General features: G+C 59.3%; 13 protein-coding genes. 6 read left to right on the top strand and 7 right to left on the bottom strand.

From position 1 onward, the window contains the following. Window positions 1–59: 59 nt before the first annotated feature. From GF108_RS19965 to GF108_RS19940, 6 genes are all read right to left on the bottom strand, one after another. Window positions 60–1,061: a D-alanine--D-alanine ligase gene (locus GF108_RS19965; RefSeq protein ID WP_153670086.1), complete on the bottom strand. Its 1,002-nt coding sequence runs from the start codon at window positions 1,059–1,061 to the stop codon at window positions 60–62. A 97-nt stretch (window positions 1,062–1,158) separates the two neighbouring features. Then, window positions 1,159–2,292, bottom strand: a complete 1,134-nt coding sequence (locus tag GF108_RS19960) for a helix-turn-helix domain-containing protein (RefSeq protein ID WP_153670085.1) — start codon at window positions 2,290–2,292, stop codon at window positions 1,159–1,161. A gap of 146 nt (window positions 2,293–2,438) precedes the next feature. Next, window positions 2,439–3,746: an MFS transporter gene (locus GF108_RS19955; protein WP_246664041.1), complete on the bottom strand. Its 1,308-nt coding sequence runs from the start codon at window positions 3,744–3,746 to the stop codon at window positions 2,439–2,441. Next, entirely contained in the window at window positions 3,736–4,761 is a 1,026-nt protein-coding gene (locus GF108_RS19950) for a helix-turn-helix transcriptional regulator (protein ID WP_153670084.1), read from the bottom strand. Before GF108_RS19950 ends, GF108_RS19955 begins: the two co-directional genes overlap by 11 nt. Before the next feature lie 170 nt (window positions 4,762–4,931). Then, on the bottom strand, window positions 4,932–5,345 hold the full coding sequence (locus GF108_RS19945) for a nuclear transport factor 2 family protein (RefSeq protein ID WP_153670083.1): 414 nt from the start codon (window positions 5,343–5,345) through the stop codon (window positions 4,932–4,934). Window positions 5,346–5,386: 41 nt separating this feature from the next. Next, entirely contained in the window at window positions 5,387–5,653 is a 267-nt protein-coding gene (locus GF108_RS19940) for a hypothetical protein (RefSeq protein WP_153670082.1), read from the bottom strand. A gap of 110 nt (window positions 5,654–5,763) precedes the next feature. Here GF108_RS19940 and GF108_RS19935 point away from each other — a divergent pair, with 110 nt between their 5' ends. The 4 genes from GF108_RS19935 (at window position 5,764) to GF108_RS19920 (ending at window position 10,356) form a co-directional block, all read left to right on the top strand. Continuing rightward, window positions 5,764–6,984 carry a helix-turn-helix domain-containing protein gene (locus GF108_RS19935; protein WP_153670081.1) on the top strand — a complete coding sequence of 407 codons (1,221 nt, stop codon included), beginning with the start codon at window positions 5,764–5,766 and terminating at the stop codon, window positions 6,982–6,984. A 9-nt stretch (window positions 6,985–6,993) separates the two neighbouring features. Further along, window positions 6,994–7,626: a DUF5074 domain-containing protein gene (locus tag GF108_RS19930; RefSeq protein ID WP_153670080.1), complete on the top strand. Its 633-nt coding sequence runs from the start codon at window positions 6,994–6,996 to the stop codon at window positions 7,624–7,626. 180 nt (window positions 7,627–7,806) lie between these two features. Further along, window positions 7,807–8,895 (top strand): patatin-like phospholipase family protein, encoded by a 1,089-nt coding sequence (locus GF108_RS19925; RefSeq protein ID WP_153670079.1) that lies wholly within the window; start codon window positions 7,807–7,809, stop codon window positions 8,893–8,895. 6 nt (window positions 8,896–8,901) lie between these two features. Then, entirely contained in the window at window positions 8,902–10,356 is a 1,455-nt protein-coding gene (locus GF108_RS19920) for a GntP family permease (protein WP_153670078.1), read from the top strand. 4 nt (window positions 10,357–10,360) lie between these two features. Here the strand turns inward: GF108_RS19920 and GF108_RS19915 are convergent, their stop codons facing one another. Beyond that, entirely contained in the window at window positions 10,361–10,795 is a 435-nt protein-coding gene (locus GF108_RS19915) for an SRPBCC domain-containing protein (RefSeq protein ID WP_153670077.1), read from the bottom strand. 84 nt (window positions 10,796–10,879) lie between these two features. On the opposite strand from GF108_RS19915, the gene GF108_RS19910 reads away from it, so the two are divergent. Continuing rightward, window positions 10,880–11,986, top strand: coding sequence for an adenylate/guanylate cyclase domain-containing protein (locus GF108_RS19910; protein ID WP_246664040.1), 1,107 nt, complete (start codon window positions 10,880–10,882; stop codon window positions 11,984–11,986). 63 nt (window positions 11,987–12,049) lie between these two features. Continuing rightward, window positions 12,050–12,850: a carbohydrate ABC transporter permease gene (locus GF108_RS19905; RefSeq protein WP_246664039.1), complete on the top strand. Its 801-nt coding sequence runs from the start codon at window positions 12,050–12,052 to the stop codon at window positions 12,848–12,850. The last annotated feature ends 33 nt before the right edge of the window (window positions 12,851–12,883 follow it).

Below are 12,883 nucleotides of genomic sequence, written 5' to 3'. Positions count from 1 at the left end.
ACAGGAAGGATGGCCAAAGGCATTAGAACGGCGCTGGAAAGCGCTGAAAATCGCCGGTTCTATAGGGGATTGCGCTGCCCGGATTGGAATGCACGTCTGGTTGAGGCGGAGCGTATGATCTGCTCGATCAACCCCTGATATGACATGCCTTTCATCCGGCCGAGCAGGGGCAAGTCTGAGTCTCTCGGATGCATGCCGGGAAGCGGATTTGCCTCGAGGAAATGGGCCTTGCCGGCCTGGTCACAGCGTATGTCTATGCGACCTGCATCGCGGCATCCTAGGTGTTTCCATGCCGCGAGCGCAAGCCGCGTCGCTTCTGCGCCTGCCGCATCGTCCACGAGCCTGACGGAGACCCTGTCGTCAAAGTTCTTCTTGTTCTGATAGGAGTAGATTTCGGGCTCGGGCCCATCTCTCACCATTATTTCCATGATCCCAAGCACACGGGCATGATCGCCGGTTCCGAGGATTCCAACCGTGAATTCGCGGCCTGGCAAATAAACTTCAACCAGTACCGGCTGCTTGTGTCGCAAAAGCAGCCTTTCGCACCCCTTTCGGAGCTCTGCCAGGTCATGGACCTTTGATGCCGCCGAGATCCCCTTGCTCGTGCCTTCCGCGATGGGTTTTATGAACAGAGGATATGGCAATGCAATACGTTCAACATCGCCCGGCGTTTCCACAACGGCGAAATCCGGAGTGGGAATGCCACAGTCGCGAACGACGTGCTTCGCAGTGGCTTTGTGCAGCGTTACCGTCAGGGTGAGGGGATCGGAAAAGGCGTAAGGAACGCCATAGGAGTCCAGCAAGGCGGGAGCCAGGGCCTCGCGTCCGAAGCCGTGCATTCCTTCAGCCGAATTGTAGACCAGATCCCATCGATCACCATTTTCGAGCCGCTGTGCGAGCTTCAACGCAGAACCGATGCGTTCCGTATTGTGACCAAGCGAGAGCAAGGCCGCTTCAATAGCCTCGATGGTCTCGATGCTGTCGAACTCGACAATGTCTTCCTCGTCATATCCGGCACGCGCGTAGTCATCACGAAGATCGAATGCAATGCCGATTCTCATCGCGTGCCCCCATCACCCGGACCAATTCGGTCGTGCCAAATCTACGCCCGGCAGATGAATGCAGCAATGCTGGTCATCTGGCCACAGAGTTGGTTCTTCAGCCGTGAAGTCGGCGCAGGAGAATGCCCAGCCGGTCTTCGGGAGCGCTTGCCATGAGATCGGCGGCGGCATGGATCGAGGGACGTTCCTTGCCGCGAAGGCGTGCCTCGCTCGGTGTGTACCCGAACTCACGCTTGAAGGCGCGGCTGAATTCAGCTCCGTCGCTGAAGCAGCGTTGCTCGGCTATCTCGATGATGCGCCGGCCATCGATCGGATCGGCGAGCGCGGCATGTGCGTCGAGAAGCCGCCGATGCTGGACATAGTGCATCACGCCGCCAAAAGGTTCGAACATCCGGTAAAGGCCGGTGCGCGAGATGGCGAGCTCGCGCCTCAGGGCTTCAGCGTTGAACGTCGGATCAAACAGTCGCGACTGAATGATGCCCCGTGCCCGTTCGAGCAACACGCGCACGACCGGCCCCTGCGCCTCTTCAGCATTGTCGCTGGATGGCAGGACGCACGCGCGGATCATGGCTCGCGTGGCGGCGACAAGTTCGGGCAGGTTTGCTGCGTCGATGATGGGCAACCGCTTGGCGAGACCAATGAAATAATCCGACAGGAGCCGCCCCATCGCGGTATCCATGGCCGAAAACTCTGCTCCCCTCAAGGCATAGGCAACCTCGCTGCAAAAATCGCGCGGGATGAACAGGGTCAATATTTCGCCGGCAGCCATATGGCACTCGAACGGGTCGCCAAGTGCGTGAACCTGGATGACGCCGGCGCCGCCGCCAAAGACGCCGGATGTGCAGGCGGTGTTGATCCTGCCGTCGAGGGGCAGTGTCATGGCCCAGTGGTCGATCGGCGTTTTGGGCGTGTCGGCACTTACAAGACGCAGCGGATCAGTATTGATACGAGCAAATATAAGAGATCCGAGATCCCATATCAATTGCCGGCCCTTGAAGCCGGATGCGTGGTCATCGGGCTCGTCGATGGCGAATATGGATGAGAAGCTCCTGCGCCAGGCCTCGAACTGGAGTTCTACCGGAAGATTGCGCGTGTCAAATTCAAAGGTCGGGATGCCGCTGTGGTCCGATAGGCCGAAGTCGGTGAGCGGCGATTGCGACAGGCCGGCAATCACATTGGCGGATATGGTTTCCGCCAGCGTATGGGAATTCAGGGCATTCTCGTATCCCATTGCGTCATTCCCCTTTCCAACGTAGCTCCCTGGGCAATTCTTCCCCTCGTTGGTACTGGAATTGTCAGCGTCGGAGCGGGTCGGGTAAAGACGGGGTGGACAATTCGATACAGCGCCGTGCCAAATTGCAACGTCTGCCACCGCGACTAATGGAACGACTTTCCAGCAGTTTCAGGGATGCGAAGCACCACCAGCAGGCTGACGAGTGACGCGGATACGACGTAGAGCGCAGGGGCGTACGGACTCCCCGTCACGTTGATCAGCCAGTCGGCAATAAAGGGCGCAAAGCCTCCAAACAGGGCGGCCGCGAAGGCGTAGGATGTCGCCGCCAGCCTCGCGCGATTTTGCGTTGGAAAGAGTTCGGCCATGAGTGCCGGGGCGGGGCCCGAATAAAGAGCAATGGCCAGTCCGAAGACAATCTGTACGGGGACAATGACCTCGAAGCTTTGCGTTGCAAGGATCAGCCAGAGTGCCGGAAGGGTCATCAATGCAATTGTCGAACATGACATAATGAGGAATGGCCGTCGTCCGTGCCGGTCCGACAATAGGCCGACAATTGGAACAAGGATGACGATCGTCAGCAGGCATATGGTGTTTGACCACGCGGCCAAAGCCGGAGCGATACCGGCCTGCACCCGCGCATACGTCGGAAGATAGACGAGGAACATATAGAAACAGACCGTCCAGTGAATGGTAAGGCCGAATGCAAGCAGGCCGCGCACAAGGTCCGATCTTGGGATTGGAGCACTGCTGTTTTCCGGACGTGTGCGTTGCAGTTGCCGGTAAGCGGGCGTCTCATCGACGCTGGCCCGCATCCACCGGCCGATCAGCCCGAGCAATCCCCCAATCAGAAAGGGTATACGCCATCCCCAGGCCGCCATGTCTTCAGGTTGCAGGAACGAAATGAGGATGGCGGCAATTCCGCTGGCAAGAAGGCTGCCGAGCGCCACTGTCATTGAAAGAAAGCTGCTGAAAAAACCGCGTCTTCCGGGCGGCGACCACTCCGAAAGAAAGGAAATCGCAACACCAAGTTCTCCGCCAGCCGAAAATCCCTGCAGGAGACGCGCCAGGAGCAAGAGGAGCGGAGCGGTGATACCGATCATCGCGTAGGTCGGCAGGAACGCGATCATCAATGTGCCGGCCGTCATGGTGATGATGGTCAAAAGAAATGCGGGTTTTCGACCGTAGCTATCGCCGACCCAACCGATCACGATCGCCCCCAAAGGTCGCAACACGAAACCGACGCCAAAGACCGCGAACGTCTCCAGCAATGCGGTATTACCGTTGTCGGCGCGGAAAAAAGCCCGTGCGATATAAGTCGCAAGGATGCCGTATGTTACAAAATCGAACCACTCGAGCGTATTGCCGAAGAAGGTCGCAACGAGGGCGCTCATTCGAGCGCGGTCGATTGAAGTACCGGGTTCCGCTAGAGCCTCGTCCGCCTCAGTTGCCATGCCGGGCATCGATCCCGATTGCAGATGCATGGGAACCGGCAATCGGCCTTTCACCCTCATCCTTCACGGCCGATGGCGCATGGCCGAAGTGCTCGCTGAAGGCACGCGAAAAGCTCGCATAGCCGCCATACCCGACACGGCGTGCGATCTCGCTGATCGACAGATTGCTGTTGCGCAGAAAATTCTGCGCCTCCTCCATGCGCAGGTTAAGTGAGAAGGCGTGCGGCGTTACTCCGAAATTTTCCAGAAAACCGCTCACGAGCGCATTGCGATTCACGCCCACACGGATCGCGAGTTGCTCCAGTGTCGGTGGCCGGTGCAACTCGCGTCTGTAAATCGCTGCCGCGGCTTCGATGGCGTGAAACACGCTTGGCGCCTGCGCGATCCGCGACCTTGAGGGAAGCATGCTGTTGAGTTGATAGACGATGTCGCAGATGATTTCCGTGGTCTTGTTGACGAAATAGATACTTCGCAAAGGCTCCTGATATTTGCACGAGAGGATTTGCTCCGCGGATATGCGAACCGAACTCACTGCCGGAATTTTCATGGCCTGCACCATACCAACATCCGACGAAAAGATGGGCCTGTAGGCAACCGGGATCCGATCCAGGTTGACGCCGAAATGCTCGAGCAGATGGGACCTCTCTACGACAATCAGGATGCCTCTCAGCCTTTCGCCGGCACGCGCTTCGCTCACCGATCGCGGAAAGTTGGTGATCTGCACCGACGCCGAATTGACGGTGTCGACATAGTCGCTCGCCAGGCGATTATAGGTACCGGTAAGAATAATCTGGATGCACACCAGATTTTTTCGCGATGTATCTATCGCGTAGGGCTGCACGACGTGGAAATCCATAACATGCAACACCGTCGAATCGTCTATTCGCCGGTATTGATGATGCCGCGTTGCAAAGATGTCTTCTGTCGGACCCCACGCTTCGCTGCTGCGGACGATGGGCCTGTTGCGCAATTCGGCCTGAATGGCTTTAAAATCCAGTTGTAGCGACTTCCGCATGCGTCCCCTGAGGAAAAGTCTCTGGTCGTTTTCTTATGATCACCTAAACTCAACTAGAAATATCATCTGGTTGTTATTGATACGGCGACACGCAAAGCGATAAATCAAGGATTTTCTGCATGCTCGCCTGAATATGTCGGCCTTTGCAGCTTCTCGCGCCGGTGCAACGTCTACGTGGGGGCTTCGTCGTCGATTGGATTTTGCCTGAACAGTTCACCGACCAGCCAACTATCGAGATAGGCGCGCACTTCAACGATCTTGGCGTCAGCAAACCGGCACAGCCAGCAATAGCGGTTGTCAAACCGCAGGCCGCTATGGGCCGTCGCCATCGACCGGAGTTCGACCACCGCCCATGCGCCATCAATCAGGACATTCTGAACAGTGAGTTGTACGCCGTCGGGCAGCACCTTCGCCAGCTTTTGAAATGTGCCGGCGATGAAATCCTTCTTGCTGTGATAGTGACCCGCAAGCGGGTGGGTGCCCTCTACGATCCAATCGACATCATCGGCAACATGCGCGAAGAAATTTGCGCCGTCGCCGTGCTCGAGATGCGCGAAGAGCGCAATGACATCCTGCTTGTCCATGGCGATGTCCCCGTGGTGTCGCCACTATATACGGACAATGTTTAAACGCGAAGACGTGAGCTTCCCCGCCTCACAGCAAAGCGCAGCCATGGGGGCAAATGGAAGACGCTCATAAGCAGGTACATGATCGCCATATCGTTGAGCGGGGACATGCTTTGAACGGAGCCGCACATGCTATCCGCCGTGCCACTTGCCGTCAGAACCGCCATCAAAACAAAGGCAGGCGTCGCTGCGTAGCTCAGTCCGTCCGCAATACGCAGCAGCAGATTAAGCTTCTGCGAGCGTGCAGTGACCTTGGATGCAGTCATTCTCCTTCTCCTGCTTTTATCGTAGCATCGCCATTGCGTGCGGTGGCCGGTGATGGGCAGACTAGGATGGCGGTGGAAATGCCGAGAGTTACAAGTTTGACGGGATTTGCATGGACTCGATGATCACCGCCGCCGCACGGCTGCTCGCGACTGGAGATCTCCTCGGCGCATTGAAGCGGGTCGCGCTTCGTGACGACGCACCGGCACTGGCGCTACGCGGCATCGCAATGGCGCAGCTCGGTGAACTTTCTCGCGCCAGAGCGTTGTTAAAGTCTGCCGCGCGCGCATTCGGGCCGCGCGAAGCCGTCGCCAGGGCGCGTTGCATTGTCGCCGAGGCGGAGATTGCACTCGTCTCTCGTGACCTTGCCGGACCCATCAAGACATTGGCCAGCGCCCGGGCGGTGCTCGAGGCGCATGGAGATCGATTGAATGCCGCGCATGCTCGCCACGTGGAAGCTCGGCGGCTGGTTTTGATCGGTCATGTCGATCAAGCGGAGCAACTGCTCGGCGATCGCGATGCCACGAGGCTTACCCCGCCCTTGCGCGCCGCCTACGAGTTGGTGATTGCCGGAATCGCCATCCGGCGCTTGCAGACCAAAGCTGCGCGCGTCGCGTTGCAGCGCGCGGCCGATGCGGCAATGCAGGCCCGTATCCCGGCACTTGTTGCGGAAGTTGAAAGCGTCTCGCGCGTGATGGAGATCCCCGCCGCGCGCCTCATCGCGCGCAGCCATGAGCGGCTTGTACGGCTCGAAGATGTTGAGGCGCTTTACGCGTCCGACACTCTCGTCGTCGATGCTTGCCGCTACGAGATACGCGATTCAAGCGCCTGCGTTTCGCTGGCCAGCCGCCCGGTGTTGTTCGCACTCGCCCGCGCCCTCTGCGCGAACTGGCCAGGCGATGCGTCGCGACGTGACCTTATTGCCAGCGCCTTTGGGGGCAAGGAGGCCGATGAATCGCACCGTGCTCGCCTGCGCGTCGAGATCGGCCGGCTCCGCAGTGAGCTTCACGCAATTGCGGATATAAAAGCGACCAGCGAAGGCTTTGCACTGCATCCGCTGCATAGCCAAGCCGCAGTCATCCTCGCTCCGCCTGTCGATGAGCAACATGGCTCGCTGCTCGCCTTACTTGCCGATGGCGAAGCATGGTCGAGTTCCGCCCTGGCCATCGCTCTTGGAACTGGCCCTCGCACCGTTCAGAGGTCGCTCGAAGCCTTGGCGGCTGCTGGCAAAGTACAGGCCTTCGGTCGCGGGCCGGCGCGCAGATGGATGATCCCGTCCATGCCGGGATTTCCGTCAACTTTGTTACTCCCCGGTCCATTGATGAACGGCTAGGATATAGCAATGAAACACTCCCAAGCTGAAATTCTCCGCGAGTATGGACCGTTTCCCGGCGTGGAACGCGTCCATGGCGTCACCTATGACGGTCAACACGTGTGGTTTGCATCTGGCGAGAGGATCAATGCTCTCGACCCCGCTGCCGGAAAGGTCGTGCGGTCGATCGATGTCCCCGCGGATGCCGGAACAGCCTTCGACGGCAAATATATCTATCAAATCGCCGAAGATCGCATCCAGAAGATAGATCCCGAGACTGGTGAAGTCGTCGCGACAATCCCGGCGCCAGGCAATGGCGGCGATTCCGGCTTGGCCTGGGCCGAGGATACGTTGTGGGTTGGGCAACATCGCGGCCGAAAAATCTACCAGATCGATCCCGAAAGCGGTGCAATCCTGCGGACGATCGAGTCCAACCGCTTCGTAACGGGCGTTACCTGGGTGGACGGTGAGCTTTGGCACGGAACCTGGGAAGGCGACCATAGCGATGTCCGCCGCATTGATCCGAAGACCGGAGAAGTCCTGCAACGCATCGACATGCCGGAGGGCTCGGGCGTGTCAGGCCTCGAGTCCGATGGTAACGATCGGTTTTTCTGCGGCGATGGCAGTGAAAGCAAGGTGAGAGCCATCCGCAAGCCGAAGTAATCAAGTTATTCGCCGACCCGTCTCGTGCACCTGCGTGGGAATTTCTGGCTCCCACTTGCCAAGCTTGCTGCACTGCAGCATAGTTCAACCCAAAGAGCCGGATTTTGCTCGCTTGAGTTGCAACGGCATGCTGCCCTTGCAGCGTTTTGGCTTCGCAAGTTTCCGGCGGGGTAGGGGTCCATGGGCGCGGCGAGTGACGACAGGTCTGAAGCTTCCAATGCTAATGCGCGCAACCCTCTCCCAATCGACCTTGCCCTGCAAGGCGGCGGGGCCCATGGCGCCTTTACATGGGGCGTCATCGAGCGACTGCTCGATGAGCCGTGGCTGACGATCGAAAGCGTGACCGGAACGTCGGCAGGGGCAATGAACGCCGCTGCGCTCGTGTCAGGCTACGCCTTGAATGGTGCTGAAGGCGCAAAGACCGCGCTGGAAGTGTTTTGGCGCCGCGTCAGCGATGCGGCAAAATACAGCCCGATCCAGCGGACGCCGTTAGACAAGATGGTCGGCAACTGGTCTCTCGATAATTCGCCCGGCTATCTGTTCTACGATATCTTCAGCCGGCTCTTCTCGCCCTATCAAACCAATCCGGCCAACCTCAATCCTCTTCGCGACGTTCTTGAGGAATGTATTGATTTCGATCGGCTGAAGCAGTCTGAAATCAAGATCTTCGTGAATGCGACCAATGTGCGGACCGGTCTGCCCCGCGTGTTCCGCAATGCCGAAATGCATGTCGATGTCCTTTTGGCCTCGTCCTGCCTGCCCCTCATTCATCAGGCTGTCGAGATCGATGGCGATCCATATTGGGATGGCGGCTTTTCCGGCAATCCTTTGCTGACGCCGATCATTCGCGAGAGCAAGGCGCGCGACACGTTGCTCATCCAGATCAATCCTATCGAGCGGCCAGGCGTGCCAAAGACGGCCCCTGACATTCTCAACCGGCTCAACGAAATCTCCTTCAATTCCAGCCTCAAGAAAGAGCTTCGCGGCCTTGCAATGTTTCAGCGCCTCATCGCAGAGGAGGGCGGGCTCGAACACGCCGAGTGGGTCGAACAATGGGCCGACATGCGCATCCATCGCATTACGAGCCCGAAGATGGTCGAACTCGGCGTGTCCTCAAAGCTCAATGCGGAATGGGAATTCCTGACCATGCTGCGGCTCGAAGGTCACGCCTGCGCCGAAATATTCCTCAAGGATCATGGCACTGACCTCGGCGTTCGATCTTCCTTCGACATCGACAGCCTTCTTGATACCATCCTCGAACAGGTGTGACTTCCGATGGGCATTCTTGGCATCCTGATCGCGCTCGGTCTGCTCATCTGGCTTGCTTATCGCGGCTGGAGCATCTTGCTCCTTGCTCCGCTTTGCGCGCTTCTGGCAGCCTTGCTTGCCGGCGAACCGGTGCTTGCAAACTGGACGCAGACATTCATGAGCAACGCCGCCCAGTTCGTTGCACAGTTCTTTCCCATCTTTTTGCTCGGCGCCCTTTTCGGCAAGCTTATGGAATCAAGCGGCTCCGTCGAAGCGATCGCCGCCTATATGACCGAGAAGCTGGGCACGCAGCGCGCAATCCTTGCGATTGTGCTCGCGGGAGCCTTCATCACCTATGGCGGCGTCAGCCTGTTTGTCGCCTTCTTCGTGCTGGCGCCCATGGGACACGCCTTGTTCAAAGCAGCCAATATACCGCATCGGCTGATGCCGGCCGCCATCGCGCTCGGAACCTCCACCTTCACCATGTCGGCCATGCCGGGAACCCCTGCAATCCAGAACGCAATTCCCATGCCCTTTTTTGGCACCAACGCCTTTGCCGCACCGGGTCTGGGGTTGATTGCTTCGGCCATAATGCTGGCATTCGGCATGTGGTGGCTCAGCCGGGCTGAAGCCAGAGCCAGGCTGAAAGGGGAGGGCTACAGTTACGCCGGCTCCATCAACCCCAACGATGCTGCCGAAGATGAACTTGTTCGCGAGCGCGCAACCACGGCCCGGGAGTTCGATCCAGGCGAGATCAAGCGTGGCGGCCATGCGAGCAGCCTGCCATCGTTCCGGCTGGCCGCCCTGCCGCTGGTGGTCGTGGTTCTGACCAATTTGATCATGTCCTTCGTGGTCCTCCCGAGGATGGACGTGTCCTTCCTGCAGGACGCCGGATGGGGAAGCACGTCGCTTGCGGCAGTTGGCGGCGTATGGTCTGTGATCGTGGCGCTGGCGACGGCCATCCTGGTTCTTATCGCGACCAGCCACAGGCGCTTGCCGAGCCTGCGCGCGACGATGGATGCCGGCGCCAATGCTTCGGTGCTGCCGATCCTCAGCGTTGCCAGCCTCGTCGGGTTCGGCGCTGTCGTTGCCGGGCTTCCAGCATTCGAAGTTGTCAAGAACTGGGTGCTCGGCATCGAAGGCGGCCCGCTGGTGTCGCTGGCGCTGGCGACCAATATCCTCGCCGCTCTGACCGGGTCCGCGTCGGGCGGATTGACGATAGCGCTCGATGCGCTCGGACCCGCCTATATGACGATCGCCAAGGAGATCGGCCTCGATCCGGGTCTGATGCATCGCGTGGCGGTCATCGGCGCAGGCACGCTCGACAGTCTGCCGCACAATGGTGCGGTCGTGACGTTGCTCGCCGTATGCGGTTCGTCGCACAAGGAGAGCTATATCGATATCGTCATGGCTGCAATTGTCGGCGCGCTCATCGCCCTGGTTGCCGTTATCGGCCTTGGAACGGTTCTCGGGTCGTTCTAGGCAGTTATTCGACAGACATATCCGGTCCGGGGTCGCCTCCGGCCGCTGCGATGGCAAGCCGGTCCAGATAATGGTTCCAGCCCTTTTCGTGGCTGGCTCTTTCCTTTTCGTCCGGCAGGCCGCCATGGGTGAAACGCACCAAAGTGCCGCCTTCCTTTTCTATAAGGTCGATCTCGATGAGACCGGACTCAGGCGGCACCGTGTCGCTTCCCTCCCAGCCAAAGCTGTAGGCAAGACGATGCACAGGGATAACTTCGGTGAAATGGCCGCGGGCCGTATGCGCATCATCCATGCTGACGAGATAGATGCCGCCTGGCTGCGGGTCGACCGTCGCCTTGGTGCCCATCCAGCGCAGGATCTTGTCAGGATCGGTAAAGAAGGCGAAAACTGTTGCCTGCGGCGCTGCTATCTCGATTTCCCGTTGAAGCGTCTCGGTCATCGTCGGCTTCCCTCAATCGCGCATTTCATTCAACCTTGAGTGGTAATTTAAGCCAATCGCGGCCCGAGACAAGGATCAAATCCCATGACAGAGGCGCAATGCCGTTCCATAGTGACACGCATGGGATTGCCATCTTCACTTTCCTTCCTGATAGACAACGCGATTCAGTTCCAGGATGGCGCTGCCCTGCTGAAGGAACTCGCCGCACACCTTGCCGCCGACAATATACCGCTGGCCGGCGGTACGCTTACGCTATCGGCACCGCACCCTATCATCAAACAACGCACCTTCCTGTGGCGCGCCGACACGGGAGAGGTTATCGAGGCGCTCGGCCTGGCTGGCCCAGCCGACCCTGATCCCGCCGAACTCGCGCGCAACTGGCTGACGGGTATCGGCACGCATGTGCAGGTGGATTTTACCGGCGGCTCCACTGACGGTGCGATACTGGGCTGGGCCGCCAAGCAGCCGTTCAGCCCGGCTGAGTCGGCGTTGCTCCGGGAAGTAGCGCGCTTTGCCGCTACCCCTCTGGCATTACTGGCAACGCGTTCGACCCTTGCCGTGTTGCTGACAGCGTATCTTGGCAAGCGCAGCGCTGCGCGGGTCTTGGCCGGCCGCTCACGACGGGAACGCGGCGAAACCATCCGGGCAGTGCTGCTTTATGCCGATCTGCGCGGATTCACCGAGTTGTCAGAGACCTCGGAACCCAAGGATGTGATTGCCGCCCTCGATGCCTGGTTCGACCGGATTGCCGGGGCCGTCCACGCCTTTGACGGCGAGGTTCTGAAGTTTATCGGCGACGGTGTCCTTGCTGTCTTTCCTATCGGAACGCGAAACGCCGCTGCTTCCTGTGACGCGGCGCTGAATGCCGTCGTCGCCGCACGTGCGGGCATGGACCATCTGAACCGATCCCGTGGCGCCAAAGGATTGCAGCCCTTGTCCTTCGGCACCGCGCTGCATCTCGGCGAGATGCTTTGGGGAAATATCGGGACCGCCGACCGGCTCGATTTCACCGCGATCGGCTCCGCCGTAAATCTTGTCAGCCGCCTGGAGGGCCTGTGCCGTCCACTCGGCCATAAGGTGTTGCTGTCAGGGGCATTCGCCGCGGAAACGACAAGGCCGCTCGTGCCGCTTGGGGATCACAAATTGCGCGGCATTGCCATGCCGTGCCCGGTGTTTGCCCTGCCGGAGTGACCGGGCCTGCGCCATTTAAGCTTGACGCTTGAGATCGCCAATTGGTCGGTTGCAATACAACCTTTGCGCGTATTCCTTGATGCCGCTGGAGCGTGGCTCCTGGCCCTGATCTGGATCGCGCCGCTGCTTTTTGCGGTTTGGGCGTCGTTGATGCCGTCCGGCCATGCGCTCGACTTCAGCGGCAGCGTCGCACCGACGCTGGACAACTATCAAAACGCCTGGAATGCCGCGCCCTGGGGGCTTTACTTTCGCAACACGCTGCTCCTGGTCAGCTTCACATTGGTCGGCCAGCTTATCCTCTGCACCCTTGCCGGCTATGCATTCGCACGCTTCGAATTCATTGGACGGGAACTCGTTTTCATGCTCGTCCTGCTGCAGCTCTTCATCCTGCCGGAAGTCCTGATCGTCGAAAACTATGCGATGATTTCGCGCCTTTCCCTCTTCGACACGATTGCGGGCATGGGCTTGCCCTACGTCGCCAGCGCCTTTGGCATCTTCCTTCTGCGCCAGGCGTTCAAATCGGTTCCGGTCGAACTCGAGGAAGCCGCGCGCATCGAAGGCTGCAGCTGGCTTGGCGTGCTCTGGCGGGTATACGTTCCTGCCGCGAAGCCGGTTTACCTCGCCTATGCGCTGGTCTCGGTGGCGACGCACTGGAACAACTTCCTGTGGCCATTGATCGTCACCAATTCCGCCAAAACGCGGCCAGTTACCGTCGGTCTGTCGCTGTTCGGCGCACCGGAGAGCGGCGTCAATATCTCGACGATCAGCGCGGCTACGATCATGGTCGTCGCTCCACTGATGATCGCCTTCCTGATCTTTCAGCGACAATTCATCCAGGCATTCCTGCGCGCCGGCATTCGTTAGGGGAGGGTAGGCGCGTCGGCGCTTGCCGACGGC

The organism is Phyllobacterium sp. SYP-B3895 (genome assembly GCF_009647635.1).
Taxonomy (GTDB): Bacteria; Pseudomonadota; Alphaproteobacteria; order Rhizobiales; family Rhizobiaceae; genus Phyllobacterium; species Phyllobacterium pellucidum.
The sequence above is the reverse complement of the archived record's forward strand: the minus strand, read 5'-3'. Positions and strand labels throughout refer to the sequence as shown.

Bases quoted from the DNA above. Each gene is read 5' to 3' on its own strand.
- GF108_RS19945 (WP_153670083.1), bottom strand. From the start codon at position 5,345: ATGGACAAGCAGGATGTCATTGCGCTCTTCGCGCATCTCGAGCACGGC.
- GF108_RS19955 (WP_246664041.1), bottom strand. From the start codon at position 3,746: ATGGCAACTGAGGCGGACGAGGCTCTAGCGGAACCCGGTACTTCAATC.
- GF108_RS19965 (WP_153670086.1), bottom strand. From the start codon at position 1,061: ATGAGAATCGGCATTGCATTCGATCTTCGTGATGACTACGCGCGTGCC.
- GF108_RS19935 (WP_153670081.1), top strand. From the start codon at position 5,764: ATGGACTCGATGATCACCGCCGCCGCACGGCTGCTCGCGACTGGAGAT.
- GF108_RS19960 (WP_153670085.1), bottom strand. From the start codon at position 2,292: ATGGGATACGAGAATGCCCTGAATTCCCATACGCTGGCGGAAACCATA.
- GF108_RS19920 (WP_153670078.1), top strand. From the start codon at position 8,902: ATGGGCATTCTTGGCATCCTGATCGCGCTCGGTCTGCTCATCTGGCTT.
- GF108_RS19940 (WP_153670082.1), bottom strand. From the start codon at position 5,653: ATGACTGCATCCAAGGTCACTGCACGCTCGCAGAAGCTTAATCTGCTG.
- GF108_RS19910 (WP_246664040.1), top strand. From the start codon at position 10,880: ATGACAGAGGCGCAATGCCGTTCCATAGTGACACGCATGGGATTGCCA.
- GF108_RS19925 (WP_153670079.1), top strand. From the start codon at position 7,807: ATGGGCGCGGCGAGTGACGACAGGTCTGAAGCTTCCAATGCTAATGCG.
- GF108_RS19915 (WP_153670077.1), bottom strand. From the start codon at position 10,795: ATGACCGAGACGCTTCAACGGGAAATCGAGATAGCAGCGCCGCAGGCA.
- GF108_RS19930 (WP_153670080.1), top strand. From the start codon at position 6,994: ATGAAACACTCCCAAGCTGAAATTCTCCGCGAGTATGGACCGTTTCCC.
- GF108_RS19950 (WP_153670084.1), bottom strand. From the start codon at position 4,761: ATGCGGAAGTCGCTACAACTGGATTTTAAAGCCATTCAGGCCGAATTG.